Source organism: Nitrospinota bacterium (genome assembly GCA_016235255.1).
Classification (GTDB): domain Bacteria; phylum Nitrospinota_A; class UBA7883; order UBA7883; family JACRLM01; genus JACRLM01.
The window spans coordinates 82,825-107,448 of sequence record JACRLM010000031.1; the positions used below are offsets into that span (position 1 = coordinate 82,825).

The 24,624-nt window shown below is 57.7% G+C and carries 25 protein-coding genes; 11 read left to right on the forward strand and 14 right to left on the reverse strand.

Going from position 1 to position 24,624, the window contains the following annotated elements:
- Positions 1 to 176 precede the first annotated feature (176 nt).
- The 3 genes from HZB29_03830 to fliS all read left to right on the forward strand — a co-directional run bounded on the left by HZB29_03830 (position 177) and on the right by fliS (position 3,392).
- Positions 177 to 1,058, forward strand: a complete 882-nt coding sequence (locus HZB29_03830; GenBank protein ID MBI5814720.1) for a flagellin FliC — start codon at positions 177 to 179, stop codon at positions 1,056 to 1,058.
- A gap of 265 nt (positions 1,059 to 1,323) precedes the next feature.
- Positions 1,324 to 2,913, forward strand: coding sequence for a flagellar filament capping protein FliD (gene fliD, locus HZB29_03835; protein MBI5814721.1), 1,590 nt, complete (start codon positions 1,324 to 1,326; stop codon positions 2,911 to 2,913).
- A gap of 41 nt (positions 2,914 to 2,954) precedes the next feature.
- Positions 2,955 to 3,392 (forward strand): flagellar export chaperone FliS, encoded by a 438-nt coding sequence (gene fliS / locus HZB29_03840; GenBank protein MBI5814722.1) that lies wholly within the window; start codon positions 2,955 to 2,957, stop codon positions 3,390 to 3,392.
- Between the two features lie 66 nt (positions 3,393 to 3,458).
- Here the strand turns inward: fliS and HZB29_03845 are convergent, their stop codons facing one another.
- The 3 genes from HZB29_03845 to HZB29_03855 all read right to left on the reverse strand — a co-directional run bounded on the left by HZB29_03845 (position 3,459) and on the right by HZB29_03855 (position 4,862).
- Complete coding sequence (locus HZB29_03845) at positions 3,459 to 3,704, reverse strand: hypothetical protein (protein MBI5814723.1); 246 nt, start codon at positions 3,702 to 3,704, stop codon at positions 3,459 to 3,461.
- 28 nt (positions 3,705 to 3,732) lie between these two features.
- Entirely contained in the window at positions 3,733 to 4,170 is a 438-nt protein-coding gene (locus HZB29_03850; protein MBI5814724.1) for a hemerythrin family protein, read from the reverse strand.
- 236 nt (positions 4,171 to 4,406) lie between these two features.
- Positions 4,407 to 4,862: a winged helix-turn-helix transcriptional regulator gene (locus HZB29_03855; protein ID MBI5814725.1), complete on the reverse strand. Its 456-nt coding sequence runs from the start codon at positions 4,860 to 4,862 to the stop codon at positions 4,407 to 4,409.
- Positions 4,863 to 4,939: 77 nt separating this feature from the next.
- On the opposite strand from HZB29_03855, the gene ilvE reads away from it, so the two are divergent.
- From ilvE to HZB29_03875, 4 genes are all read left to right on the forward strand, one after another.
- The gene (gene ilvE, locus HZB29_03860; protein MBI5814726.1) at positions 4,940 to 5,803 is read left to right on the forward strand and encodes a branched-chain-amino-acid transaminase; all 864 of its coding nucleotides are present in this window, start codon (positions 4,940 to 4,942) and stop codon (positions 5,801 to 5,803) included.
- A 67-nt stretch (positions 5,804 to 5,870) separates the two neighbouring features.
- The gene (gene uvrB, locus HZB29_03865; protein ID MBI5814727.1) at positions 5,871 to 7,862 is read left to right on the forward strand and encodes an excinuclease ABC subunit UvrB; all 1,992 of its coding nucleotides are present in this window, start codon (positions 5,871 to 5,873) and stop codon (positions 7,860 to 7,862) included.
- A gap of 59 nt (positions 7,863 to 7,921) precedes the next feature.
- Positions 7,922 to 8,254 carry a hypothetical protein gene (locus HZB29_03870; GenBank protein MBI5814728.1) on the forward strand — a complete coding sequence of 111 codons (333 nt, stop codon included), beginning with the start codon at positions 7,922 to 7,924 and terminating at the stop codon, positions 8,252 to 8,254.
- 29 nt (positions 8,255 to 8,283) lie between these two features.
- Positions 8,284 to 9,048: a hypothetical protein gene (locus tag HZB29_03875; GenBank protein ID MBI5814729.1), complete on the forward strand. Its 765-nt coding sequence runs from the start codon at positions 8,284 to 8,286 to the stop codon at positions 9,046 to 9,048.
- A gap of 18 nt (positions 9,049 to 9,066) precedes the next feature.
- On the opposite strand, the gene HZB29_03880 is transcribed toward HZB29_03875, so the two are convergent.
- The 11 genes from HZB29_03880 to HZB29_03930 form a co-directional block, all read right to left on the reverse strand.
- Positions 9,067 to 9,720, reverse strand: coding sequence for an ATP phosphoribosyltransferase (locus tag HZB29_03880; protein MBI5814730.1), 654 nt, complete (start codon positions 9,718 to 9,720; stop codon positions 9,067 to 9,069).
- Positions 9,721 to 9,738: 18 nt separating this feature from the next.
- Positions 9,739 to 11,550 carry a glycosyltransferase family 39 protein gene (locus tag HZB29_03885; protein ID MBI5814731.1) on the reverse strand — a complete coding sequence of 604 codons (1,812 nt, stop codon included), beginning with the start codon at positions 11,548 to 11,550 and terminating at the stop codon, positions 9,739 to 9,741.
- Positions 11,551 to 11,562: 12 nt separating this feature from the next.
- A complete protein-coding gene (locus tag HZB29_03890) occupies positions 11,563 to 12,486 on the reverse strand; it encodes a motility associated factor glycosyltransferase family protein (GenBank protein MBI5814732.1) in 924 nt (307 codons plus the stop codon).
- An 8-nt stretch (positions 12,487 to 12,494) separates the two neighbouring features.
- Positions 12,495 to 13,889, reverse strand: a complete 1,395-nt coding sequence (locus HZB29_03895; GenBank protein ID MBI5814733.1) for a diguanylate cyclase — start codon at positions 13,887 to 13,889, stop codon at positions 12,495 to 12,497.
- Positions 13,890 to 13,991: 102 nt separating this feature from the next.
- The gene (locus HZB29_03900; GenBank protein MBI5814734.1) at positions 13,992 to 15,578 is read right to left on the reverse strand and encodes a D-aminoacylase; all 1,587 of its coding nucleotides are present in this window, start codon (positions 15,576 to 15,578) and stop codon (positions 13,992 to 13,994) included.
- Positions 15,579 to 17,756 carry a transglycosylase SLT domain-containing protein gene (locus HZB29_03905; GenBank protein MBI5814735.1) on the reverse strand — a complete coding sequence of 726 codons (2,178 nt, stop codon included), beginning with the start codon at positions 17,754 to 17,756 and terminating at the stop codon, positions 15,579 to 15,581. It lies immediately after the preceding gene.
- Positions 17,719 to 18,696, reverse strand: coding sequence for a tRNA (adenosine(37)-N6)-dimethylallyltransferase MiaA (gene miaA / locus HZB29_03910; GenBank protein ID MBI5814736.1), 978 nt, complete (start codon positions 18,694 to 18,696; stop codon positions 17,719 to 17,721). Before miaA ends, HZB29_03905 begins: the two co-directional genes overlap by 38 nt.
- Positions 18,683 to 19,396 carry a methyltransferase gene (locus tag HZB29_03915; protein ID MBI5814737.1) on the reverse strand — a complete coding sequence of 238 codons (714 nt, stop codon included), beginning with the start codon at positions 19,394 to 19,396 and terminating at the stop codon, positions 18,683 to 18,685. Before HZB29_03915 ends, miaA begins: the two co-directional genes overlap by 14 nt.
- 535 nt (positions 19,397 to 19,931) lie before the next feature.
- Positions 19,932 to 21,143, reverse strand: coding sequence for an FAD-dependent oxidoreductase (locus HZB29_03920; GenBank protein MBI5814738.1), 1,212 nt, complete (start codon positions 21,141 to 21,143; stop codon positions 19,932 to 19,934).
- Positions 21,144 to 21,171: 28 nt separating this feature from the next.
- Positions 21,172 to 21,531, reverse strand: coding sequence for a DsrE family protein (locus HZB29_03925; GenBank protein ID MBI5814739.1), 360 nt, complete (start codon positions 21,529 to 21,531; stop codon positions 21,172 to 21,174).
- 79 nt (positions 21,532 to 21,610) lie between these two features.
- A complete protein-coding gene (locus HZB29_03930; protein ID MBI5814740.1) occupies positions 21,611 to 22,072 on the reverse strand; it encodes a MerR family transcriptional regulator in 462 nt (153 codons plus the stop codon).
- An 81-nt stretch (positions 22,073 to 22,153) separates the two neighbouring features.
- Here HZB29_03930 and HZB29_03935 point away from each other — a divergent pair, with 81 nt between their 5' ends.
- From HZB29_03935 to HZB29_03950, 4 genes are read left to right on the forward strand one after another with little or no spacing between them, the layout of a single operon-like run.
- Positions 22,154 to 22,858: a site-2 protease family protein gene (locus tag HZB29_03935; GenBank protein MBI5814741.1), complete on the forward strand. Its 705-nt coding sequence runs from the start codon at positions 22,154 to 22,156 to the stop codon at positions 22,856 to 22,858.
- A gap of 17 nt (positions 22,859 to 22,875) precedes the next feature.
- Positions 22,876 to 23,886, forward strand: a complete 1,011-nt coding sequence (gene trpS, locus HZB29_03940; protein ID MBI5814742.1) for a tryptophan--tRNA ligase — start codon at positions 22,876 to 22,878, stop codon at positions 23,884 to 23,886.
- 42 nt (positions 23,887 to 23,928) lie between these two features.
- Positions 23,929 to 24,246, forward strand: coding sequence for a nucleotidyltransferase domain-containing protein (locus HZB29_03945; protein ID MBI5814743.1), 318 nt, complete (start codon positions 23,929 to 23,931; stop codon positions 24,244 to 24,246).
- Positions 24,243 to 24,620 carry a HEPN domain-containing protein gene (locus HZB29_03950; GenBank protein MBI5814744.1) on the forward strand — a complete coding sequence of 126 codons (378 nt, stop codon included), beginning with the start codon at positions 24,243 to 24,245 and terminating at the stop codon, positions 24,618 to 24,620. The genes HZB29_03945 and HZB29_03950 overlap by 4 nt, the downstream gene beginning before the upstream one ends.
- The last annotated feature ends 4 nt before the right edge of the window (positions 24,621 to 24,624 follow it).

Sequence of the window (24,624 nt, forward strand, 5' to 3'; positions counted from 1 at the left end):
TCCATGCCATCTTTCCCGCAAGCAAAAAAAACCCTCAAGGAAAAATTTCGCCGGGACGATAAGAAATCAACTTCGGGAAAACCCGATGAAGATCGGCGGTAGAAGCGCCACCGACAAAAGAGGTTAACTGGTTTCAGCAAGGATGCTGAGGCCCACATTATCAAGGAGGACCGGCAATGCCATTAAGAGTTTACAACAACCTGTATTCCCTCACCGCCCAGCGCAATTTGGGCACCAACAACGCCAGCCTTGGCACATCGTTGGAAAGACTTTCATCCGGTATGAGGATCAACCGCGGATCGGACGACGCGGCGGGTCTGGCCATATCCGAAGGCTTGAGGGCGGACATCCGCTCCCTCCAGCAGGCCACAAGGAACGCTTACGACGGCGTGAGCATGATCAACACGGCGGAAGGCGCCCTTTCCGAACAGTCTTCCATCCTCGTTCGTATGCGCGAACTGGCCGCGCAGGCCGCCACGGGCACAGTCGGTTCCACCGAACGGGCCACCATCAACCGCGAATTTTCCGCGCTGCGGGACGAAATAGACAGGATCTCGACGGTCACCGAATTCAACGGCCAGAAACTGCTCAACGGCGCACTGAACGGCGACATAACCACCATCAAGTTGAACAACGGCGCATCCGCCAACTCGGTGGTGATCCAGATTGGCATGCAGGCCGGCTGGGCTGACCGCATCAGCCTGAACGCCTCCGTGGACCTGACCGCCATAGACTCCACCGGGCTTAACATAACCAACATTTCGGTGACGCACGTCTCTTCGGCCCTCGACGCTCTTGGCAGGATAGATTCCGCTCTTGCCAGGGTGACCGAAGCCCGCGGCCGGCTTGGCGCGGTGCAAAACCGGCTCGTGCACACCATCAACAACCTGGCGGTGTCCGCTGAGAACCTGCAGGCAGCCGAATCACAGATACGCGACGCGGACTACTCGCACGAAATCTCGCAGTTCACCAGGAATCAGATACTGGTGCAGGCTTCGACGGCGATCTTGGCCCAGGCCAACCTTGTGCCTCAGTCGGTGCTGCAGCTGCTCGGTTAACGTCATGGCGCTTCGCATCCAACACCTTGATAATCAAACCGTTGGATCAAAGAAGGGGTCTGGAGCAATCCAGACCCCTTTGATTTTTCAAGCGAAGTGGCGTTTAAACCTGCAATCTGGCGGCAAAAATTAATGTTTTGGCCTGTTTATTGCTATAATTTTCTAGCGCATATGGGTAAACAGTAAGATTATCCTAAAGGGGATAGCGCATTGAACCGATAATATACTTGAAGTTCGATTATGCGGCTTTAACGGGGTTTATAAAATGTCTATTTCCATTGACGGGCTGGTCTCAGGGACTAACTATACGTCCTTGATCCAGCAACTGATTGACATCGAGAGGCAGCCCATAAAGCTAATCGAGAACAAGCAGACCATCCTCAAGGAAGAAAAGACCGCCTGGTCGGCCATCAGCCCCAAGCTCGTTTCGCTTGAGTCCGCCGCCAATGACTTAAAATCGGCCCAGAAGTTCTCCAGCCTGTCCGCCTCGTTCCAGAACAACAACTCCGCCGGCGGGTCCGTCCTGTCGGTCACGGCCACCACATCCGCGGCGGCAGGCACATATAACGTAAAGGTCACTCAACTAGCCGCCAACCAGATTTCCGCCAGCAGCCAGACTTTTGCGAGCATGACCACAGCCGCCGGGCTTTCGGGGACCTTGAGCATCGGCGCCACCAACGTGAGCATCACTTCCGGGCAGAGCCTGTCGGATATTTTGAGCAACATAAACAATTCGGCCGCCGCAGCCACGGCGACAATAGTCAACTCCGGAACGACCGCAAGCCCACTATACAAGCTTGTCCTCTCCGGCGATGACACCGGGGCCGCCGGGGCATTCACCGCATCAACGGTGATGGACGCGGGAGCGCTTAGTTTCACCACCACGCAGTCCGCCCAGAACGCCCTGTTCACCGTCAACGGCATATCCATAAGCAAGGACACGAACACGGCCACTGACGTCATTTCCGGGGTGACGCTAAACCTGCAGACCTCCGGGTCCGGCGCCGTGACGGTCGCCACCGACTATGCCGGGATCGTCACGAAGGTAGAAAAATTCGTCGCCGCGTACAATGACGCGCTCAACCTGATCTCCAACGAGCTCAAGTACGACCCGTCCACAAAGTCGAAAGGGGCGCTTTTCGGCAATAACGCCCTGATGACCATACAAAACCAGCTGCGCTCCATAGTCAGCGGCGCGGTGCCCGGACTGGACCCCACTGACACAAGCACGTTATCGACGCTGTCGCAGGTGGGGATCATGATGGACCGGAATTTCCAGCTCACGGTGGACACAGCCGAGCTTTCCTCGGCGCTGCAGACCAATTTTGCCCAGGTCCAGAACCTTTTCGCCCCCAGCGGAAGCGGTACCTACACTTTCGTGGCCGCCTCTGGCAAAACACAGGGCGGGACATACAGCACCAGGGTGTCCGGCGGGGTGTTCCAGATGAAGCTTTCCGGCACAAGCGACTGGATATCCCTCACGCAGGACGGGAACTTCGCCCTTGGGCAGGCCGGAACATCGCTTGAAGGGCTGCTAATCAGGACAGGATCGCTGGTGGAAAGCGCCACGGGCCAGATGAAAATAACCGTGGGCGTGGCCGAGCGCGTGGCCACCAACGCTTCGACTTACACGGAATATTCGGCTGAAGGGCTGATCTACACCCAGACCAAGAGCATAGATGACCGGGACAGGGAATATCAGGACAACATTGACGCCTTGAACGTGAGAATCACGAAAAAGGAAGTGGACCTGAAAGCTAAATTCGCCAATCTGGAGGTCTTGCTGGCAAAGATGAGCTCCCAGCAGCAATACCTTAACAACCAGTTGACGAACCTGAACAAGAACTGGAGATAACGTCGGCGGTTCGAACATTTATCTGAAAGGAATCACTTACAATGCAAGGTTACGGCAGGCCATCGGTTTACCAGGTGACGCAGGTTTCGACCGCGAACAAGTCAAAGCTGGTCCTCATGATGTATGACGGGGCGATACGCTTCATCAACGACGCGAAACGCTGCCTTGAAACACGGGACATCGCGGGCAGGGGGCTTGCCATAAGCAAGGCTCAACGCATAGTGCACGAATTGCGCGCCGCTCTGAACATGGAAAAAGGGGGAGAGGTGGCGGTCAGTCTGGAGAAGGTCTATTCGATCGTCAACAGGCGGCTTTTGGACGCGAACATGAAGGGAAGCGTGGCGGACCTGAACATCTGCATGGACATGTTCACCACGTTAAAGGACGCGTGGAGCCAGGCGATGCACTCGGCGGGGCAGGAGCAAATGCCGATCCACGCCGCGCCAATGGCGGCGGCCGGGGTTAAAGTGGCCGTCTGACGGATACTTGCGGCGCAATGACGGGCGCATTGTCCCCGTTGCCAAAGATGACGTCAGTTCTTTTTTTCAGACGGCCTGCATCTGCTCAAGCTTGCGTTTCATGATATCGAGCAGGTATGAGGTGCATTCCTGGCAGAATTCATATGGCTTTAACTGGAACTCAAGGCCCCGCCGCCGGGCGTGAAGCGTCACCCCAAGCGGAACGCTCCTCATGTCCTTGAATTCGGCCTCAACCTCAATCTGGCCTGGTTCGCCTTCATCGGAAAACATCCTGCCGCACCCGTCGCACTTTACAAGACTTTGCGTGTCCATTTCCATAACTCCGGAATCAGATTGACGCTCATACGCCCGTCTCGCGTCCGCTCATGGCGTGACGCTGCGTTTGCCCGCTTGAAAGACAGGCGCCGTATTCAATGTCCCTTTTCATGATGTGGTTTTTCAGCCATTCGGAAATAAACCGGAGCAGGTCCAGGGGCATGACCTTCACCCCGTTCATGTGATCGGAAAGACAGCCGATCACCTCGCTCCGGAATAAAGCGTGCTCCTTTTTGTGGGCTTCCAGCCCCGCATACCCGGCCGCGGCCATCGCCTTTTCCTCCAGGGAAAAATGCGTGGCGGCGTAACTGGCCAGCTCGTTTAACGTGGGGAGCAGGGAATCCCCGCTGTGGCCGGAAATTATCCGGCTGTGAAAATCGTTCATGATGTCGAACAATATCTTGTGCTGCCTGTCAAAATTATCCACGCCGGCCCTGTATGAACTGCTCCACTGGATATACATGGCCCACCCCGATTTTCATGTTTGACATCGCCACCGATTCACGCCGCCGCAAAACATATTTGCTCCGCCAAGCAGAAGCGGCACTCCAATCATTTATGGAGCAATAGCGGCGCCAGACGTAACATGTGAATTTTAAAAGAGTTAATTTGGATGGGGATTCTTTCACCGCCGCATTTGGCCACACCCGGTGAAAATTGCGGCAGTGGAACATGCAACATACAGCCGCGCCTGTCCGCTCAATCAAACTTCGGATCGGCCAGAAGTTTCATCACCATGCGCCATGCCTCCTCCGCCTTTGACCCGGCTTTCGCGAACACTTTGGCGAAACGCATGCGCTGGGCTCCGGACAGTTCCCGCTCCAGCCGCTGGCCGTTCTTCGTGAGGGAAAGGCGCTTTACACGGCGATCCTGCCCGTCCTGGACAAAGCTGACATGGCCTTTTTCCATAAGCTGCCTTAACGGCCTGTTGAGGTATTGCTTGCTCACGCCCAGGATGCGCAAAAGTTCGTTGACGCCAAGCCGGGGATTGCGCCCGACGAAGTATAGGATGCGGTGATGGACGCGCGAAAACCCGAGCCCGGCAAGCCGCGCGTCGGGCTTGGCGATGACCGCGCGGAAAGCAAAGAACAGCGCTTCCAGCGCCTTGTTCAGACAAGCCTCCCGGGAGGCTTCGGGCGTAATATGGTCAACCATGTTGACATTATAGACCGGATGGAGTAAGTTTAATATGTCAATATAGTTGACCTTATTTGAGACAAAGGAGGGCGGTCATGGGCGGCAAATCGGTGTGCTGGATGGACGGGAAAATCGTCCCGGGGGACGAGGCGAAGGTTTCGGTGTTCGATCACGGCCTGCTGTACGGCGACGGCGTCTTCGAGGGTATCCGGTTCTACCGGCGCAGGATTTTCAAACTCGGCGAACATTTGGACAGGCTGTTCGGCTCGGCCCGGGCCATCGCCCTTGATGCAGGGCGCACCCATGACGAAATCAGAACGGCTGTGGAAAAGACCGTTGCCGCTTTCCCTGGTGAAGACGGATACTTAAGGCTGGTTGTCACCCGGGGCAAAGGGCCGCTGGGAATAGATCCAAAAAAATGCCCGAAACCGTCGTTATTTATCATCGCGGACGAACTTGCGATGGTGAGCCGGGAAGCCCGCGAGCGAGGCGCAAGGGTGATAATCGCATCCACCCGGCAGGCCCCTTCCGATGTGCTCGACCCGCGCATTAAAAGCCTTAACTACTTGAACCGCATCCTGGCCAGGATCGAGGCGAACCGGGCGGGGGCCGACGAAGCTTTGCTGCTCAACGCACAGGGAAGGGTGGCCGAGGGGACGGCGGACAACGTGTTCATCGTCCGCAACGGGCGTGTGCTAACCCCTCCCGCCGTCGAGGGGGCGCTGGAGGGGATCACCCGGTCTGTCGCTCTGGAACTGGCGGGCAAGGCCGGGATTCCCGCCGCCGAAACGGCATTGGCGCCATATGACATATATACGTCCGACGAGTGCTTTTTAACCGGGACGGGGGCTGAACTGATACCCGTGGCGCAGGTGGACGGCCGGCAATTGGCCGCGTGTCCGGGGCCTGTGTTCCTTGAATTGTCCAAAAGGTTCATGGCGCTCGTCACGCAGGGATAAGGGCAATTTGGAGGCAAATTACTAAATCCAGGCGCCTTGCCGCCGTTTGATTGGCTATACTGTCCTGATGAGCGCTAAATTCAGGATAGTCTCGGACTTCAAGCCGGCGGGGGACCAGCCGGACGCCATCGCAAAACTCGTGGAGGGAGTCGAGTCCGGTTTGAAGCACCAGACGTTGCTGGGGGTCACAGGCTCGGGCAAGACTTTCACCATCGCCCACGTCATCGAAAAAACCCAGAAACCTGCGCTGGTGATCGCCCATAACAAGACCCTGGCCGCCCAGTTATATTCGGAGTTCAAGTCGTTTTTCCCGGAGAACGCGGTCGAATATTTCGTCTCCTATTACGACTACTACCAGCCGGAGGCGTATCTGCCCAAGACAGGCACATACATCGAGAAAGACTCCTCCATCAACGAGGAGATAGACAAGATGCGCCACTCCGCCACCATGTCGCTTCTGGAGCGGCGGGACGTGATCATAGTGGCCTCCGTTTCGTGCATATACGGTCTGGGTTCGCCGGAAGCATATAACGCCATGCGGATCCGGATCGAGCGGGGCAAGAAGATGGAGCGGGACGCGCTTCTGGAAAAACTTGTGGAGATACAGTACGAGCGAAACGACATCGACTTTAAACGCGGCACGTTCCGCGCCACCGGGGACGTGGTGGAGATACTCCCCATATACGAAAGCGACACGGCGATACGCGTGGAGTTCTTCGGCGACGAGATAGACTCCATAAGTCGGGTGGACTCCCTCACCGGCAGGGTGGCCGCCAGGCTTGACGGGGTGAACATCTATCCAGGCTCGCATTACGTCACCCCCGCCGAGGTGATGGAAAAGGCCATGGGCAGGATCCGCTCCGAACTTCTGGAGGTGGTCCCGCAATTCACCGTCAACGGCAAACTTATCGAGGCGCAGCGGATAGAGGAGCGCACCATGGCCGACATCGAGATGATAAAGGCCATCGGCTACTGCAACGGGATAGAGAATTACTCGCGCTACCTGACCGGCCGCAAGCCGGGGGATCCGCCCCCCACCCTTCTGGACTATCTGCCCAAGGACGCGCTATTGGTGATAGACGAATGCCATCAGACAATCCCGCAGATCGGCGCCATGCTAAAGGGGGACAGGTCCAGGAAGAGATCGCTGGTGGAATACGGGTTCCGCCTTCCTTCCGCCTATGACAACAGGCCCCTTTCCTTTGAGGAGTTCGAGGCGCTTGTGCCGCAGGCGATATACGTTTCCGCCACACCGGCGGCCTACGAGCTGGAAAAGTCTTGCGGTGTGGTTGTTGAGCAGGTGGCGCGTCCCACCGGGCTTTGCGATCCTCAGATCATCGTGCGCCCCGTGGCGGGGCAGGTGGACGACCTGCTCGACGAGATAAGGAAACGGGTGGAGCGCAACGAGCGGGTGCTTATCACGGCGATGACCAAGAAGCAGGCCGAAGACCTCGCCGATTACTATCAGGGGCTGGAGGTGCGGGCCCGCTACCTGCATTCGGACATCCAGACCCTGGAGCGCATGGCGATCATCCAGGACTTGCGGATGGGGGAGTTTGACGCGCTCATCGGCATCAACCTTCTGCGCGAGGGGCTGGACATCCCGGAAGTGAGCCTGGTGGCCATCCTCAACGCGGACATGGAGGGGTTCCTGCGGTCGGAAACGTCTCTGATCCAGACCTCCGGGCGCGCCGCGCGTAACGTGGAGGGGACGGTGATAATGTACGCCGACAAGATGACCGGCTCGATGAAGCGGGCAATCGGCGAGACAGACAGGCGCAGGAGCATCCAGCGGGCCTACAACGAAAAGCACGGCATCACCCCCCAGAGCGTGAAGAAAAAGATCGGCGAGGCGCTCGCCTCCGTGTACGAGCAGGATTATGTGACCGTGCCCAAGGAAAGCGAGGAAGCGCTCGACTATCTGCCGGAGGCGCAGATCGAAAGGCTGATCCGCGAATACGACGCGAAGATGAAAAAAGCGGCGCGGGACCTTGACTTTGAGACCGCCGCCATGTACCGCGACAGGATAAGGAAGCTTAAGAAGATGGAGATGAAATGAGCCCATGCCGGTAAAATCGGGCTAAAATATTTATGGCGAATACCATGCCGGAGGAAACCATGTTTGAAAAGAGCGTCACCACCAACATCAATATCAACGGCAAGGTTTACCGGAGCCTTGACGAGGTCCCGGAGGAGCTGCGCGCCCTGCTTGGGGACAACATCCACAAGGCCATGGAAAATCCGGGCCAGACAATCACTGCCAAGAGCGGGTTGGAGGTTCCGTTGGACCAACTGCCCAAAGAAACCCGGGACAAAATCGCTTCCATGTTGCCGGGCAAGGCGCAAAACTCCTCAAGCGGCGTCAGCTTCACGATAAAGGGGGGGCGCAAGGCAGACGAGGGATCACAACCGGCATTTTTGGCCTTGACTTGCCGCTCCAACCGTTCTTAAACTGAGAACTTAAATTCAACCGGAATAAAATGAATAACACCTTACGCAACGCGGCCCTCATTCTCGCTGCGGCCTTCACAATGGCCGGAACATCTTCCTGCGCTTCCATGACCGATTCTCTGATCTGGAAAACGGAGGACGCGGACAAGCCGATGCCCGGCAAACCGGCGCAGGCCAAACAGGAAAAGGCGGCGGAGATAACGCCTGTGGGCCTGGAGGAGACGCGGATAAATCCAATTAGCCCCGAGGAGACGGCGCGCACGGCCCTTTCGCGCCCGAAAGTGGTGAAGGTGGAAGAGGCCGGCCTCGGCAACGGAGCCAACAAACGGTACTTCGAGGTGGTGGACGAAAAGGCGCAGACTCCCTCCGGAGCCGCCGTGGACGAGGGGGCAAAGCCCACCCGGGTGGTCACATACGACAACAACTCGGTGCTAAAAGAGTACAACCTGAAATTCGGCGTGGCCTGGAACAGGATTGTGGACACCGTTGTGGACCTTCCGTTGACAACGCTGGACAGGTCGTCCGGGATGATATTGACCGGCTGGATATATGACGAGCGCAAGGACAAGGACGCGCTCATCTCCATCAACCCCTTCGGGGGAGATGCGGTGATCCGCTATCGCTATAACGTGCGCATCGCCGACAAGGGGGCATCGGTACAGATAAAGGTGGTCCCGTTCACGGAGGTCTTCAAGGGGACCAGGTGGGAAGAGGCCAAGCCAAACATCGTCGTCACCGACAGGCTGTTTAAAAGGCTCGAACGGGAGCTGGCGATCCCGCTGGCGTCGGAGTGATTCCGGTAAAACTCCTGATCAGGAAAGATTGAGCGAGGGGAGGACCGCCTCCACCGCCGCGATCAGGCTTCCTATCCTTTCGCTCTTGGTCTTGTAGGAGGCCCTGTTCACCACAAGGCGCGCCGTGGCCTCCATGATAAGCTCCACCTGCGTAAGCCCGTTCTTGCGCAGGGTCTCGCCCGTGGAGACAAGGTCGACTATCCTTTCGGAAAGACCGACCAGCGGGGCCAGCTCGATGGAGCCGTACAGCTTTATTATCTCTATCTGCACTCCCCGCCCGGCGAAATGGGCCTCCGTGATGTTGGGGAATTTCGTCGCTATCCTGATGTGGGTCCAGTCGCCGGGGTTGTCCCGCTCCGAAAGCTCCTTGGGCTCGGCAACCATCATCCGGCAGTAGCCGTATTTGAGGTCGAGCGGCTCATACAGGTCCCGCCCCTGCTCGGCCAGCACGTCCGCCCCGGACACGCCGATATCGGCGGAGCCGTTTTCGACGTACGTCGGGATGTCCGTGTCCCGCACGACAATTGCCCTGGAGCCGGCCCCGGGCGCTTCGAATATCAGTTTGCGGTTGTCGGTGAGCGCTCCGGAAAAATCTAGCCCCACCGCCTTGAAAAGCGCCACGGATGGCTTTAAGTTGCGCCCTTTGGGCAACGCTATCGTCAAATATTCCATTTCATGTTTCCATTTTCTTCAGCCGCCGTCCGCCGCGCCGAGGGCCGCGATTTTTTCCTTTGCCTGCGCCATGAGGCTGCCGCCATGTCTGGACAGCCTTATGGTCTCCATATAATAGAAAGCCGCCGTCTTTTTGTCTCCAGAAATCTCATGCGCCCGGGCAAGGGCGAAGGCGCGCACCGGCCTTGGATCCATGTCCAACCCTTTCTTGATCAGGGGAGCCGCTTTCACCGCATCGCCTTTCATAAGGTACGCAAGGCCCATGTTGTGGTATGCGTCGGCCGATCCCGGCTCGATTTGCAGCGCTTTCATGTTTTGCGCTATGGCCTCGTCCGGCTGGTTTGCGGCAAGCGCCACCGAACCCAATAACGAAGCGAACCTGGACTGCGCGGGGAATTTCTCGGCGCCAGCTTGCGCCGCGGCTTTGGCGCCGGCAAGGTCGTTTAAGGCAAGGTACCCCTTCGCCAGATAGAACTCCTCCGCCCCGGATGGAGGGGACGGGGCGACGGACTTTGACGCGGCGAACAACGCCAGCGCCACTGCGCATACCGACGCCATCCGCGCATAGTCGCGGCCTTTGAGCCATTCGGCCGCCTGTTTCACAAAAATCCCCGCGCCAATGGCAAGAAATGGGACCGCTTCCATCCTCATCCGCGACGAAGCGTAAAAGATCACTATGGAGCATGCTATCGCCAGCGGCGGCCCTATGGCGTAGACCACGCGCCTGTCCCGCCAGAATCCTGCGGCAAGGCCGGGAATCCCCAGGGCCAGCAGGAACGCGAATGTGGGAAGAGGAAGCCTTAACACCCACGAAAACTCCGCCGCCTGGTAAAACGAATGGATGTCGGGTATCTCGTAATCGCCCCCAGCCGCCTTGAGTTTGTTGGCCGCAAGCCGCAATATGACCGATGGGGTGGAGGCGAGAAAGCTTAGCGTCTCATTCGTCCAATAGTCCGACACCTGGCGCTGCGTAAGTTTCTTGCCCAGCCGTTTCTCCGCCTCGGCGTGGAAATCTGTCTCGGAGTCCTCCGGATTCGGGCGGGAAAACGGAGGGGTGTTGTATCGCCCGGTGAGGTTGTCCGGATTGTTGCATGAATAAAGGAGCCTCCCCCCCTGCGTCGGCAGCATGGCAAACTCACCTGCGGCGGCGAAGTTCCTTGCCGCTCCGGCCATGAGAGGCGCCATTACTCCGGCGGCGAACATCACGCAGGCGCCAACGAAGGCGCCCATCCTGGGGCGGCGGGCAATCCAATACATGGCCGGAACCATCGTCATGAGAAGAGCCGTGTTCGCCCGAAGCTCCACGGCCAATCCGCCCAACAGCCCGAGCAATAACCATCGTTTCAGGCTTGCGTTTTCCGATGCGCGGACAAGGAGGTGCACGAACAACAGCAACGCCGTCATGGTCAGCGTGGTCTTGAGGATCGTCAGAGAATAAAAGAACGACACTTTATAAAAAGCGTATATCAGCCCCGCCGCAAGCCCCGCCGTTTTGCCGGCCAAACGCGCCCCGATCAAATAAACGAGGGCCGCGCTCACCGAGTCCAGGACGATTTGCGCGGCGCGCACAAACAAAAGATCGTCACCGGCGGCTGCGAGCAGCGCGCCAAGAAAATAACCGTACAGCGGATCCATGAAAAAAGCCCGCCCCTCGCCCATGAGAAATCCGGAGGCGATCCCCCTGCCAAGACCTGCGTAATACGCTTCATCGAGAATGGGTGTGTGGAGCAATGGATTTTGCAGGCTGGCCAGAAGGTGGAGGAACCTGGCCGCAAGCGCCACGGCGAAAACGATCCAGACCTCCCTGCGCCCCCAGGCCGCATCATCCATCGCCGGGCACCTTTACCTTTTTCCCCGTGAAAAAGCCTTTTTCACGGACCAGTCTATATTCTTCCTATCCACGCAATACCGCGCCACCCATTCGGAAAAGCTGGCGATATGGCAGTGCCGGGTGACTATCCCGGATTCCGAACAATTGTAAAACTCGGCCGGGGGCTGGTCCCGCTTGAGGTTGACGAAAGCCCACTCCATCCACTGTTTGGACACCGAAAAACTTTTGCGTGTGCGCACCGGGCGGCCGAAAATGTCCCGCTCCTCCACCACGGCGTCCACGCTGGAGGCCAGGGCGTCCTGGGCGGAGATGTCTTCATAAATCGTGTCCCCGGCGTAGGCCGCCCCGCCGTGAGGGAACGAAAGGTCCTGCCCGATAAAGGCGATACGCGGGCAGCCGAGCCTGAAGGCCAAGTCCAGCCCCACGGTGAGGACCGATCCGCCGGGTATTAAATAGCCAAGCCTCTGGTTCATCCGTGCGATTTCCGTGAGTACAGGGATGTCCGGGGCGAACTTGTTGTAGAAGACCGTCTCCCCTTTCCACGCCTCTATCGTGGCGGGATGGGCTATGGAGGGGACCACAAGAATTTTTTTTGCGGTGGAAGCGCCGGCGAAGAACCTGGCCACGTCGGGCTGGGGATCGAGGGTCACGGTGAACGTGGGCGCTATCCCCTCGTCCGCCAATGACTTGAAAATCGTGTCCACGGCGATTATCACCGCCTTTCCCTGCGCGGCGTGGAGCCACATCCTGTTCTTGTCCAGCGACGGGCCCGCCCCCACGATCACCGCCGGAACGTCCGTGAACCTTCCGAACAGCGGCGCAACGCCGGGTGATGATGCGATCTTAGGCTTTAGCGCTTCATGGTTGGCAAGCCATAGGGCGCCGAAATTGGCGATGGTGGCGGTCTTTACCTCGTATATCCTTTGCAGGTCCATTCGCGCCGCTAGCTTGCCACGACGCGGTTGCGCCCCTGCTTCTTGGCATCGTACAGCCGCTTGTCCGCCCGCTGGATGAGGCTCTCGGGCGTGTCCCCCTCCGCAAACTCCGCCACTCCAAGGGACACATTCACGCTTATCGTCTTGTCCCCGCCTTTGAAAACGAACTCGTGGGAGCCGACCGCCGCCCGGAGCGACTCCGCCACCTTGGCCCCTTGTTCGCTCGATGTCTTGTACACTATCACGGCGAATTCCTCCCCGCCGTAGCGCGCCACTGTGTCCGCCGCCCGTACAGTGTCCTTGGATATGTCCGCCACCGTGCGCAGCACCTTGTCCCCCACCTGGTGGCCGTAAGCGTCGTTGAATTTCTTGAAATGGTCCACGTCGTACATTATCAGGCAGAAGGGCTCTTTGTAACGCTGGTAATTTGTTACCGTCTCCTTTAGCTTCTCGTCGAAATATCCCCGGTTGTACAACTGGGTCAGGTGGTCGACGATCTTCTCCTGCCGGGCCATTTCAAGGGCGTTCTCCAGCTTTGCTATCTTCTCGGCGGACTCTTTTAGCTTGCGTTCCGACTCCACAAGCCGCTCCCGCACCGCGCCGTTTTCTTTCTGTATGGTCAAAGTCTCGGTGAGAATGGCGCGCTGGATCTGCTTTATCTCGTCCAGGTTCGTGGTGACAGCGATCTTCCTGGAGTACGTGTCCAACTTGTTGCCGAAGGTTTCGCTGGATACGGAGAGCGTCTGGATGTGGCTTGTGAGGTTGCTGATTATCCGCTTGAGCTCTTCGCGCTCATTTTCAAGGGCGTGGGACTCGTTGCTCTTGTTGATATAGAAGTTGTACAGGGAGGCGCTCATGGAGTCCACCTCCGGCTGTTTAAGTTCGGCGAACCGCTTGTCCCGCTTGAACTTCAACGGCGTGTAGAACGGCTCCTCCTCGTCGGCCAATATGAGCGTCCCTTTGGCGAAGCTGTCCAGAAGGGAGACATATGGGCCGAGAAGCTCCCGCGATGTGTCCACAATCTCCATCCGCGTGTCGTATTCCTTTGCGGCGGCCGCTTCCACTTTCTGCTCGGCCTCCTCCTTGCCTCCGAACAGCGATCCTATGGCGGAGAACAGACCTCCTCCCCCCCCCCCTTTGGCCGCGCCCCACCGGTCCTTCATCCAGGAGTCCACGTACTTCACCAGCGTCATGTAATCGCGATGAAGCTGTTGCACCTGGAAAAGGTTGTCCGCCCCCTTGATGCGCTGGGCCAGCGCGTCCATCGCTTTTTCAAGCTCTGGATTCCCCTTCACCAGCCCTTTGATATGGGTGAGTATGGCGGTTGCAAGGGTCTTGTACGACTCGATGACTTCGGAAAGCCGCTCTGCCTTGTCCCTGTATTTCTGGATTACTTCGCTCATCGGCTCAGGATAACCTTCTTACATTAAAATCGCGGCGGCATGATCCGCCTTGCGGTAAAGTCTATCCCTATCCGGCAGACGGCGCAACGTTATCGGCGCGCTTCATCCGGTCAACACCCTGCCGCCGCGCTGCCGGGTCAGCTTGCCGGACTTCATCGCAATGGCGCCATTGACGATAACAGTGTCCACCCCTACGGAGTAATGGAGCGGGTCGGCGTAGGTTGATCTGTCCCCGATGGTGTCCGGGTCGAACACCACGATGTCGGCGAAATGCCCTTCGCGCAGCCTGCCACGGCCCGACAGACCGAAAAAATCGCAGGCGGCGGTGGAGGTCTTTTTCACCGCCTCGGGGATGGTGAACATCTTTTTCTCCCGCACGAATTCCTTGAAGAATTTCGGGAACGATCCGAACGTGCGCGGATGTGGCCTGCCCAGGGCCAAAGGCCCGTCCACCGCCCTTGCGCCAGAGTCCGATCCTATCACCACCCACGGTTTGCGGAGTATTCGGGAAAGGTTGTCCTCGCTCATGCAGAAGTAAATCGCCTCGACATCGGTCTTCTCCTCCGCCAGAAGGTCGAACACGAAATTGAAGACGTCCTTGCCCCGCGCCGCCGCTCCCTGGGCCACGGTGAGCCCTTCCATGCCGCGGTTTGCGTCCGTCACCACCTGGGACACCATCACCGTCTCCCAGTATTCCGGTTCCGGATGGTTTTTCAAAATCTCCGCCTTGAAAGCGTCTCGCTCGCGCCTGTCCTTTAACATCGCCACCAGGTTGTCCTTGCCGCCGTCAAACGCCCTGTCCGGCAGAATCACCTGCAATCCGGTGTTGGATGCGAGGTATGGATACCTGTCCGCCATTATCTCCACCCCGCCGTCCATGGCGCCTTCCAGTATTTCAAAGGCCCGGGGAAGCTTTCCCCAATTTTCCTTCCCGGCGGTCTTTAAATGGCTCACCTGCAATTTCGCCCCGGAGCCTTTTGCCACCGCCGCCACTTCTTCCAGCGATTCAAGCAGCCTGGGCCCTTCGGATCTTATGTGCGAGGTGAACACTTTCCCACGCTCCGCCACCGGACGAAACGCTTCGATGAACTCGTCCGTTTCCGCGAAACAGGCCGGCGGGTACACAACGCCGACGGACATGCCTATTGCGCCGTGGTCAAGGGCGCCTGCCACCGTCTCCTGTATTTTTTTCATTTCGCGCTCCCCCGGCTTGCTGGAATTCATCCCCAGCACCGAACCGCGCACCGTGTTGTATCCTATCAGCGCAGCGAAGTTCACCGCCGGTTTCGCGTCCTCAAGCGCGCCGAGATATTCGTCCATCCGCGTCCAGTCAACATTGATGGAGAACTGTTCCTTGTAATCCCTGGCCCTGCGCGCGGCCACCTCGCCGCTCATGGGGGCCGCCGAATATCCGCAGTTGCCGCCAACCTCGGTGGTCACCCCCTGGGTCACTTTCGATCCGGCCCTTGGATCGATGATCAGGTAATAGTCCGAATGGGAATGGGCGTCCACAAACCCCGGCGCCACAACGCGCCCGGCCGCGTCCACCAGCGCATCGGCGTTGTCCGCCGGAATTGATGGGGCAATAGCGACGATCTTGTCTCTTGACACGGCTATGTCCGCCTTGCTCATGGTGGGCGAATCACCGTCTGCCACAAGGCCGTTTTTGATCACTATGTCGTACTTCATCTAATTCTCATCCGCGTGTTTGGCGCTTTTAAGCCCCGCTTCCGCCGCCGGATCCGGCCGGGCGGAAGGGGCGTATATACGCCGGTATAGGACCATGTTGCGCATCACTTTTTTCACATACTCCCTAGTCTCAAGATATGGTATCAATTCCACGAACTCGTCGTCGTCATGATTTCCAAACCGCGCGTCCCACCTGTCCACGGCGGGGGCTCCGGCGTTATACGCCGCGATGGCGCGGGGGAGGTTGCCCTTGTAACGGGCCACAAGCTCCTGGAAATATGCCGCGCCGAGGGTCACGTTCGTCTCCGGGTCGAATAACGACAAAGGATCAAACTTCACGGCGGGCTCACGCCCGGAGCCTGTTTTCTCGAAAATCACCTTGCCTGTGGAGGGTATCAGCTGCATCAGCCCCCGCGCGTTGGCCGGCGACAGCGCGCCGGGATTGAAAGCCGACTCCTGCTTTATTATCGCAAGGGTCATAAACGGGCTGATCCCACGGCTGGCCGAGGCGCCGCGTATGATCTCCCAATGGCTCACCGGATACACGGCCCGCCAGTATGGGTCGGTGTAATCCGCCGCGCGCTCGGCGAATATGGGCGAAGTGAGCAGGCGGATGGACTGGTCCGCCGCCCCCGCCCTCCGGTATAACGAAGCAAGCCACAAGGTCTCCTCCGATCCACCGCCTGTAAGCCCGCCTATGGCGCCAGCCTCCATCCTCGCCCCTTCCATGTGGCCGATCTGGGCCAGCATTTCAAACCGCTGATAGCGCCGCAGCGCCTCCTCGGCAAGATGCGCGGGGGGAGCGGTAAAAGCGCCGGTAACCGGATCGATGTCCGCCATGTCCACAGCGCTTTCTCCAATTCCTTCCGCCATTGTCCCGTAATATGTGCGCGGATGCTTGCGTGTCAGCGTCGCCATTAAAGCGCTGGCCGATTCGCCGTCCCCCGCACGGCTTTGCGCCCGGGCCGCCCAATACAGTAATTTCCCGTCATTATTGAATGAACCCGCCTTTTCGGCGGCGCGCTGGAAATACTTCGCCGCTTCCTTGAATTTCCCCTGCCGGTACTCTACCCATCCCAGCTTCCATCGAATTTCATCTTCCGCAGCGGGAGCAAGCCCCATTGCCAGCGCCCTTGAGTAATGCGATCTGGCGCCGGGGAAATCCCCCCGGGCCTCGGCGATCTTGCCCATAAGTATCCGCGCCTTTCCAGCCGCTTCGCACGTCGGCTCGGCCTTGATTAATTTAGACGCAGTCTCCAGCGCCTCGCCCCCCATGTCCAGGTTCCACTGGATAGACGCCATGTGATACATGGCCCATGCGGCGTGGCTGCTTTTCGGGAATTCGTCCAAAAGCCTTTGATAGCGGTCAAGCGCCTTCTTGCGCTCACGCCCCTTGTTGTAAGCTTCGCCAAGTTTCAACAGGGCGCTCTCGCGCTGATGCGGCGGCGTGGCGGATTCGATCACGCTCTCCAGCTCTTCGGCCGCCTCAGTATATTTGTACGCCGCCTTGAGTTTCTCCGCCCGTTCCATCCGCTGATTGATGGTGGTGATTTCCAGGTTTTCCCGCAGAGTCTCGTCCGCTCCGCTTTCGATGGAGTCTATCGCGGCCTTCGCCTTTGACGCCGCGCTGGAAGCCGGATATGAAAGATAGATGTCCATGAAAACGGCATGGGCTCCTGCGGCGTCTCCTTCTTTAAGCTTGAGCGTCCCTTCGATGAAAAGCCGCTCTGGGGCGAATTCGTTTGGAACATCCGCCGCGCCGATCAACTCCAGATATTCGCCGCACTTTTCCATCCCGGCGTCAGCGCAAGCGGCCCTGACCCGCAATTCGTTGGCCTTGGCCTGTAACGGGGTGTCCGGATATCTTTCCAGCATGGTGTTCATGATGGACAAGGCTTCGGCGGGGCGCCTGTCTTCCATCTCCATGCGGGCCAGGTCATACGCCGCATAGTCACCAATGATGAACGCGGCGGAACCGAGCTTTGCAAACTCCCGGCGAGCTTCGGAATATTTCCCTGCCTGCTTGAGTTTGCGGGCGCTTTGATACGCCATCGCATGGCCGCCGGAATCTTTTGACGTGGACTTGAAGGCCGCCGGGCGCTGATCCGGAGTTGTCCCGCACGACGCTAACGAAAGCGCGCTAATGAGCGACGCGGTGACGAGCGAAATATTCCGCAACTTCCGTCCTTGCGAATATGGCGTCCGCCACGGCGCTTGCCGTGTCTGCCGCTCCGGCGGGTATGCAAATGGCGTTTTCAACCTTCTTGAACCATGTTATCTGCCGCTTGGCGAAATTCCTGGTTTCCTTCTTTATCGTCTCCGCCGATTGGGCGGCGGGAATGGCGCCTTCAATCTCCCGCAGCAACGTCTTGTAGCCCAAAGCCCTCATCGGCTTTGTTTTTTCATTATAACCTTTTTCCTTCAGCCTTTTAACCTCTTCGCGCCATCCTTCTTCCATCATCTCGTCCACCCTTTTCCCGATCCGGTCATATAAGACCTTGCGATCCGGGCTTATCACGATCACCAGCGCGTCCCACTCAGGCCGGTTCGGATTCCGGGCGTATATGCCGCTCATGGTCTTTCCGGTGGCAAGGAACACCCCCAGGCATCGCCGGATGCGGAAATTGTCGTTCGGATGGATTTTCGCCATCCACACCGGGTCGGCCTCAACGGCCCGTTTGTATAGCCCCGCAAGCCCCTCGGCCGCCTCGATGGCGTCCATGCAAAGCTCCGTCCTCTCGTCCGCCCGCACGCCGCAATGCAATCCTTCGGTCAACGCCTTGATGTACAGCCCAGTGCCGCCCACCACCAGTGGGATTTTGACGCGTCTCCACATATCCCGCGCGATGGCCTCCGCCTGTTCCCGGAACATCCCCACCGTGTAGTTTTCGTCCGGCCCGGCCACGCTTACCAGATGGTGTTTCACCCGCGCCAATTGCCGCGCGGTGGGCTTGGCGGAGCCGATGTCGAAATGTTTATATACCTGCACCGAGTCGGCGGAGATTATTTCTGTTCCAAGCCTTTCGGCCACGATGACGCCGGTCTCTGTCTTGCCGCAGGCCGTCGGCCCGGCGATCACCAGCAGCGGCGGCGGAGCGTCCGGGTTATCTGGACACATATCTGGCGATTATCCTGTTGAATTCGTCCGAGTCCGCCCCGTCGCCTTTTTTAAGCACAAGCGCGGATTGCTCTTCCGCATTTCCTTTATGACCGAGCCTCGCTTCCGAAAGGAAAAGGATCGGGGGCGATCCTGTGAAGGATTTTACGTCACGCACCCTTGTTTCGCCAAAACCGTGCCGCGCAAGGATCGCACAGTATTCATCGCGCCGCTCATGGATCATCGTTATCCAAAGCGCCCCCCCCTCTTTTAAAACATGCGAGGCCGATTTCACAAGCCCGTCCAGGGTCATCATTATCTCGTGCCGCGCCGCCGCCTTGGCCGGATCGGGATTGAGCCTGCCGGAGCCTTTGCGCCGGTATGGAGGATTGGAGACAACAGCATCGAACGTCCCTTTTGAAAACAGTTTTGGCGATTCCATCATGTCCCCCGTCACAACATGATAGTTTTCAAGCCCGTTGTTGCGCGCGTTCTCTTCCGCCAGCCGAGCAAGCTCCGGGTTTATCTCCAGCGCCGTTATTTTTATCCTCGGATTTTCGATGCCGATCAATATGGACACCACCCCCACCCCCGCTCCCATGTCCAGAAGCGCCCCCGCTCCCGCCGGACGGAAAAAATCGGCCAGAGCGAACGAATCGCGGTTGTACCTGTAGCCAGTCTCGCGCTGGTTGAGGCTTAATGTTTTATATGAATGGGCCATGGGGAGTGGGATATCGTTCTATTTTTTCAATAATATCATATCTCAACTGACGGGGGTCTTCTTGATCCGGCTATCTTCGCGACGCCGGTATAGTGCCTGCAATTGCCACCGTCAAAGGTGGCGCTGCAACGGAACCCAGGGAGCGCGGGGTGGCACGGCCACGGCGGAATTCCCGCATCACATAAATGGAACCTCAAAGACTCCATAACGTTTCCCCGTGGCCGCCTCCATTAACGCTTCCCCGTGGTCGCTGACCACGGATTCCTAAAGCGAGGAACCGGGGACTTCGTGGAAGCGCGGGCATCTTGCCCGCACTAATTAGACGGAGCATCAAAGGCTCCATAATGCTTCCCTGTGGTTACCTCTACTAACGCTTACCGCTGTCCGGGGTGTTGTAGCCCGCAAGGGCGGTCACCCCGGACTCTTTGTGCTCCGTTCAGGAAGGCGGGGTGACGCGCTTCGCGCTCAAACACCCCGCCGAGCGGCAGAAGGCTGGCCGATGGCGATTAAAGGAGGGGATATAACTACTATGCGCTCACCACCCGAATTCAAGCTTCGGGGCTCCGTATTTCACCATCGCCATGTAATATCTCTCGAACGCGTGTTTCATCCAGTGGTACACGCGCCCTCTGTCGTGGCGCAGCTTGTTGCGGGGCGGCAGAAGGGGCGAAGCGGAAATATAAAATGCTGTGTCCCCCGCGTCGGCTATGCAGATCACCGAAAAGTCCTTCCCCCGTTTTTTGGCCCCACCCCGGATGTCCGCCACGATGTTATGGGCGGCCGCTTCCGCCATGGCGCCGGTCATCTGCCCGGTCTTGGGAACGCCGACCGCCACTGGCGTCTCGGCTGGAGGCGGTATGGCAAGGGTCACCCCCACCGCATAAACGTTCTGGTATTTAGGGTTCGCAAGATAATCGTCACCAATTATGAATCCGCGCGGATTTGAAAATCCTTCAATCCCCATATATGCATGGCTGCCGAAAAACGCGGGGACGATCAGAGAAAAATCGCTTTTCCATTTATCACCGTCGCCAAACTCCACCCCGTCCGGCAACACTTGCGTCAACTTCGCGTTTGTTTTCCACGCGATCCCACGGTCGGCGAACTCGTCTTCCATCATCCGGCCCATGGCGCCAAAACCGCCAACGCCAAAATGACCGAGGAAAGGCTCGTTTGTGAAAAGTGATATCTTGAACTTGGGGCGGATTTTAAGGCCCCGCAACTTGGTGTCCATCATCATGGCCAGTTCGTACACCGGGCCAAGGCAGGAGGCCCCCGGCGCGTTGCCCAGCACTATATGGCCACTCCCCCGTTCGATCAGCGCGTCGAGCGCGCTTTTGGTCTGCATCGCCTGATGAACGTTGAAAATGGAATAACTGTTCCCCCCTTCCGGCCCCATTCCCGGTATGGCGGAAAAATCAAGCTCCGACCCTGTGGCGGCCACAAGGTAGTCATAATCGTATTCGCCCGCGGAGCCCCGGACGCGGCATTTGTCCGGCTCGGCCTTCACTATAGTGTCATGGATGAATTTGATCCCAAGCTTTCCCAACCGCACGGCCACGTCCGCCTGTATGTCTTCCGGATTTTTCCATCCCATCGCCACCCATGGGAGCGACGGGACGAATGTGAACATTTTTTCGGAGGAGACCACCGTCACATCATCGGTGGGGCCAAGGGAATACCGCAGCGCAACCGCCGCGTTGAACCCGCCGAAAGACGAACCTGAAACGACGATCCTTTTGCCCATGCGCCGTCCCCTTTTTGAAAGGAAGATTTTAGAAAGTGACCACTTTATCCGAGCTCATAGTCCAGTCGTAAAGCAACTGCATGGATCCGGCGGCGATTTCTCCGATCATGTCCCCCGTGCCAATCCCGCAACGGTCTATGCATGTCTTGCAGTATTTTACCTCCACTCCCTGCTCCGCTGTTTCTTTGAGCATATCGGCCAGGTTGAAGTAATTTTCGGGGGGTTGCAGGCCGCTTCGCCCGGCGTCCACACCGTTGTTGATAAGGAAAATACGGGTCGCGGTCCCGTTTTTGACCGATGTTTGCGCCAGCCGCATGGCGTTCCAAACGTTGTCAGTCCCATTATACGGAGCGGAACTTATGATGATAAGAAGTGACTTTCCAGCCATAATCGCCATCCTCCTCCAGAGATAATGGCCGATTATCCAGCCTTAACAATAAAATGTCAAGACTGCTAACCGTTAGAGGTCAAGCTCCGGAGGATTGCACAAGACACCGGGGGCCGATGTCCCGCCCCTGGTGTATCTTCATGTCTTTGTTCTTGTCGTACGTCAGGTAGATCGGGCATCCGTAACAGGTGCGCATGTCCGTCTGGCCCGATTCGGCTATGGCTTCCCAGCATTTTTTTGCCGTGGCGCCATACGCCGGGCAATCCCCCTGCCGTCCGCACTGTTTGATCTCCCAGCAGGGCGCCATCATGTAAAGAAGTTTTAGCCCTGTAATAGTCATGCCGACTTTTTCCAGGTAGAAACGGATGTTCTTGATAAACTGGATATCGTTGTTCGAATACCGCCGCTGGCTGTTTATCCGGGCCGGTTTTATGAATCCCGCCTTCTCGTATTCGCGCAGCATCCTCGGAGTGGTACCGCACACTTCCGCCGCCACGTTGATCGGGTAAAGGGGCTTTGAGTCTTCAAATTCTGTTTCCATCCATCTGATAATACACCAAATGGAGGAATTTTTCCCATTTTGGCCTGTGGCGGGGCGCAAGTTGTATGGTAAATTGTCCTGATGGACACAGGAAATATCGGCCATCTTATCCAGACGATTTCGGTGATGGCCATCCCCGTTGTGCTTGCGGTGACTCTCCATGAGGTGGCACACGGATACATGGCCCACCTCAAAGGGGACGACACCGCCAAGATCATGGGAAGGCTCACACTCAATCCCTTGGCGCATGTGGACATCTTCGGCACCGTGATCCTGCCCATCGTGTTCTACGCCACCACTGGGTTCCTTTTCGCCTACGCAAAGCCTGTGCCGGTGAACTTTTTCAACCTGCGCAGCCCGAAGCGGGACATGGTGTGGGTGTCGGCGGCGGGGCCTTTGACAAACGTAATCCTGGCGGTGATATCGGCTTTTGCGATAAAAGGGATCGGGTGGCTTTACCCTGAATCCTTGCTGGAAGTGTACGCCAACATCCAGGGGGGTGGCGCCGGGGCCGGCAGCGTGGTGATCGTGCCGGTGATATACATGCTTTACTTCTCCGTGCTTCTCAACACCATCCTGGCGGTCATCAACCTTATCCCCATCCCACCCGCCGACGGGGGGAGGATCGTGGTCGGCCTTCTTCCGGAGCCGCATTCCTCTTCTTACGCCCGGATAGAGCCTTTCGGCATGTTCCTTTTGATTTTCATCCTTTTCTTCAACCCGTTGCATATTATAGACGTCACGATCCACCCGCTGATACGGTGGGTGCTCGACCTTCTGTTGTGACAGGGGCTTAGGATAAAATGGGCAAAAAACGGATACTCTCCGGCATGCAGACCACTGGGAACCTGCACATAGGCAACCTTCTTGGCGCCCTTTCAAACTGGGTGCGGCTGCAGGACGAGTACGAATGCTACTATTTCGCGGCGGACTGGCACGCCCTCTCCTCCAACTACGAGGAAACGGGGCATTTGAAGGACAACCTGCTGGACCTGGCGGTAAACTGGCTGGCCGCCGGGCTGGACCCGAAAAAGTGCGTCATGTTCGTCCAGTCGCTCATCCCGGAGCACGCGGTGCTGCACCTTTTATTTTCCATGATCACGCCATTGCCGTGGCTGGAGCGGGTGCCAAGCTATAAGGAAAAAATGGAGCAGGTGGAAAACAGGGACCTGCACACATACGGATTTTTGGGCTACCCGGTGCTGCAGGCGGCGGACATCGTGTTGTACAAGGCGGATTTCGTGCCGGTGGGGATAGACCAGATGCCGCACCTGGAGCTGACCCGCGAGTTAGTCCGCAGGTTCCACGACATCTACAAATGCCGTGTGTTCGTGGAGCCGGCGGGACTTATGAGCGAGGTGCCAAAACTCCCCGGGGTGGACGGGCGCAAGATGAGCAAATCGTACAACAACGCCATATATCTTTCGGACTCGAAAGAGGTTATGGCGGCAAAAATAAAAAATATAGTCACCGACCCGGCCAGGGTGCGAAGGACCGACCCCGGTGATCCGGACAAGTGCGTCGCCTACAGCTTTCACAAGGTGTTCACATCGAAGGAGGACACGTCCGCCGTCGAATCGGAATGCCGCTCCGCCGCGAGAGGATGCGTGGACTGCAAAAAACAACTCGCCGGAAACATATTCTCCAAGCTCGCGCCGCTGCTCGAAGGCCGGGAACACTGGAAAGCCCGCCCCAAGGAAGCGCTGGACATTTTTTATAACGGGACGCAGAAGGCCCGCGAAGTTGCCCGGCAGACCATAGCCGAGGCCGAGGCGGCGATGAAGATAGATATAAAGGCGATGTTCGGGGAGTAATTGCGGGGAAATGTGGAATATAATAGCTACACGGATTGAATCATGATTACCGAAGACAAAATCATGGAAGCGGCCAGGCTCATCGGCGAGGCGGCCAAACCCGCCAAGGTGATCCTGTTCGGTTCCTACGCTCGCGGAGAGGCCACTGAGGATTCCGACCTGGATTTCCTTGTCATAGAGCCCGCCGTGGATGACAAGGGACAAGAAATGGTGCGCCTTCACAAGGCGCTCCGCCCTCTCCGGATGACGGCGGACGTGCTGGTTTATTCCGAAGCCGAAGTGAAGGAGCGGCAAGATTGGTGTTCAACGCCCGTGTATTGGGCGTTGCGCGAAGGCAAGGTGGTTTACGAAACAAGATGAAAAAGGAAGCCAAAATCCTTTTGCAGGTCGCGCAGAGAGATTACGTGGCTTTCGATATCCTCAGGAGAAATCCTGACGCCCATTTGAACAATGTCCTTTTCAACGCACAGCAATGCGCCGAAAAACTGATTAAGGCCGCGCTGGCGTTCAATGAAGTTTATTACAAGAAAACACACAACCTCATTGAACTGTATTATCAACTGGAAGAAAAAGATATCCCATTTCCGGCCAGCATGGACGACCTTGAGAAACTCAATCCGTACGCTGTCGGATTCAGGTATGAAAGCAGCGAGATCGGCCTGATGTCCCGGGAAGAAGCGGCGGAACTATTGAATATTTTGCGCGAGTGGGCGAAGCAAATCGTCGGCGAGTAGCCCA

Excerpts from the sequence above, each read along its gene's own strand:
- HZB29_03830 (MBI5814720.1), top strand. The coding sequence starts at position 177 with ATGCCATTAAGAGTTTACAACAACCTGTATTCCCTCACCGCCCAGCGC.
- fliD (MBI5814721.1), top strand. The coding sequence starts at position 1,324 with ATGTCTATTTCCATTGACGGGCTGGTCTCAGGGACTAACTATACGTCC.
- fliS (MBI5814722.1), top strand. The coding sequence starts at position 2,955 with ATGCAAGGTTACGGCAGGCCATCGGTTTACCAGGTGACGCAGGTTTCG.
- HZB29_03845 (MBI5814723.1), bottom strand. The coding sequence starts at position 3,704 with ATGGACACGCAAAGTCTTGTAAAGTGCGACGGGTGCGGCAGGATGTTT.
- HZB29_03850 (MBI5814724.1), bottom strand. The coding sequence starts at position 4,170 with ATGTATATCCAGTGGAGCAGTTCATACAGGGCCGGCGTGGATAATTTT.
- HZB29_03855 (MBI5814725.1), bottom strand. The coding sequence starts at position 4,862 with ATGGTTGACCATATTACGCCCGAAGCCTCCCGGGAGGCTTGTCTGAAC.
- ilvE (MBI5814726.1), top strand. The coding sequence starts at position 4,940 with ATGGGCGGCAAATCGGTGTGCTGGATGGACGGGAAAATCGTCCCGGGG.
- uvrB (MBI5814727.1), top strand. The coding sequence starts at position 5,871 with ATGAGCGCTAAATTCAGGATAGTCTCGGACTTCAAGCCGGCGGGGGAC.
- HZB29_03870 (MBI5814728.1), top strand. The coding sequence starts at position 7,922 with ATGTTTGAAAAGAGCGTCACCACCAACATCAATATCAACGGCAAGGTT.
- HZB29_03875 (MBI5814729.1), top strand. The coding sequence starts at position 8,284 with ATGAATAACACCTTACGCAACGCGGCCCTCATTCTCGCTGCGGCCTTC.
- HZB29_03880 (MBI5814730.1), bottom strand. The coding sequence starts at position 9,720 with ATGGAATATTTGACGATAGCGTTGCCCAAAGGGCGCAACTTAAAGCCA.
- HZB29_03885 (MBI5814731.1), bottom strand. The coding sequence starts at position 11,550 with ATGGATGATGCGGCCTGGGGGCGCAGGGAGGTCTGGATCGTTTTCGCC.
- HZB29_03890 (MBI5814732.1), bottom strand. The coding sequence starts at position 12,486 with ATGGACCTGCAAAGGATATACGAGGTAAAGACCGCCACCATCGCCAAT.
- HZB29_03895 (MBI5814733.1), bottom strand. The coding sequence starts at position 13,889 with ATGAGCGAAGTAATCCAGAAATACAGGGACAAGGCAGAGCGGCTTTCC.
- HZB29_03900 (MBI5814734.1), bottom strand. The coding sequence starts at position 15,578 with ATGAAGTACGACATAGTGATCAAAAACGGCCTTGTGGCAGACGGTGAT.
- miaA (MBI5814736.1), bottom strand. The coding sequence starts at position 18,696 with ATGTGTCCAGATAACCCGGACGCTCCGCCGCCGCTGCTGGTGATCGCC.
- HZB29_03915 (MBI5814737.1), bottom strand. The coding sequence starts at position 19,396 with ATGGCCCATTCATATAAAACATTAAGCCTCAACCAGCGCGAGACTGGC.
- HZB29_03920 (MBI5814738.1), bottom strand. The coding sequence starts at position 21,143 with ATGGGCAAAAGGATCGTCGTTTCAGGTTCGTCTTTCGGCGGGTTCAAC.
- HZB29_03925 (MBI5814739.1), bottom strand. The coding sequence starts at position 21,531 with ATGGCTGGAAAGTCACTTCTTATCATCATAAGTTCCGCTCCGTATAAT.
- HZB29_03930 (MBI5814740.1), bottom strand. The coding sequence starts at position 22,072 with ATGGAAACAGAATTTGAAGACTCAAAGCCCCTTTACCCGATCAACGTG.
- HZB29_03935 (MBI5814741.1), top strand. The coding sequence starts at position 22,154 with ATGGACACAGGAAATATCGGCCATCTTATCCAGACGATTTCGGTGATG.
- trpS (MBI5814742.1), top strand. The coding sequence starts at position 22,876 with ATGGGCAAAAAACGGATACTCTCCGGCATGCAGACCACTGGGAACCTG.
- HZB29_03945 (MBI5814743.1), top strand. The coding sequence starts at position 23,929 with ATGATTACCGAAGACAAAATCATGGAAGCGGCCAGGCTCATCGGCGAG.
- HZB29_03950 (MBI5814744.1), top strand. The coding sequence starts at position 24,243 with ATGAAAAAGGAAGCCAAAATCCTTTTGCAGGTCGCGCAGAGAGATTAC.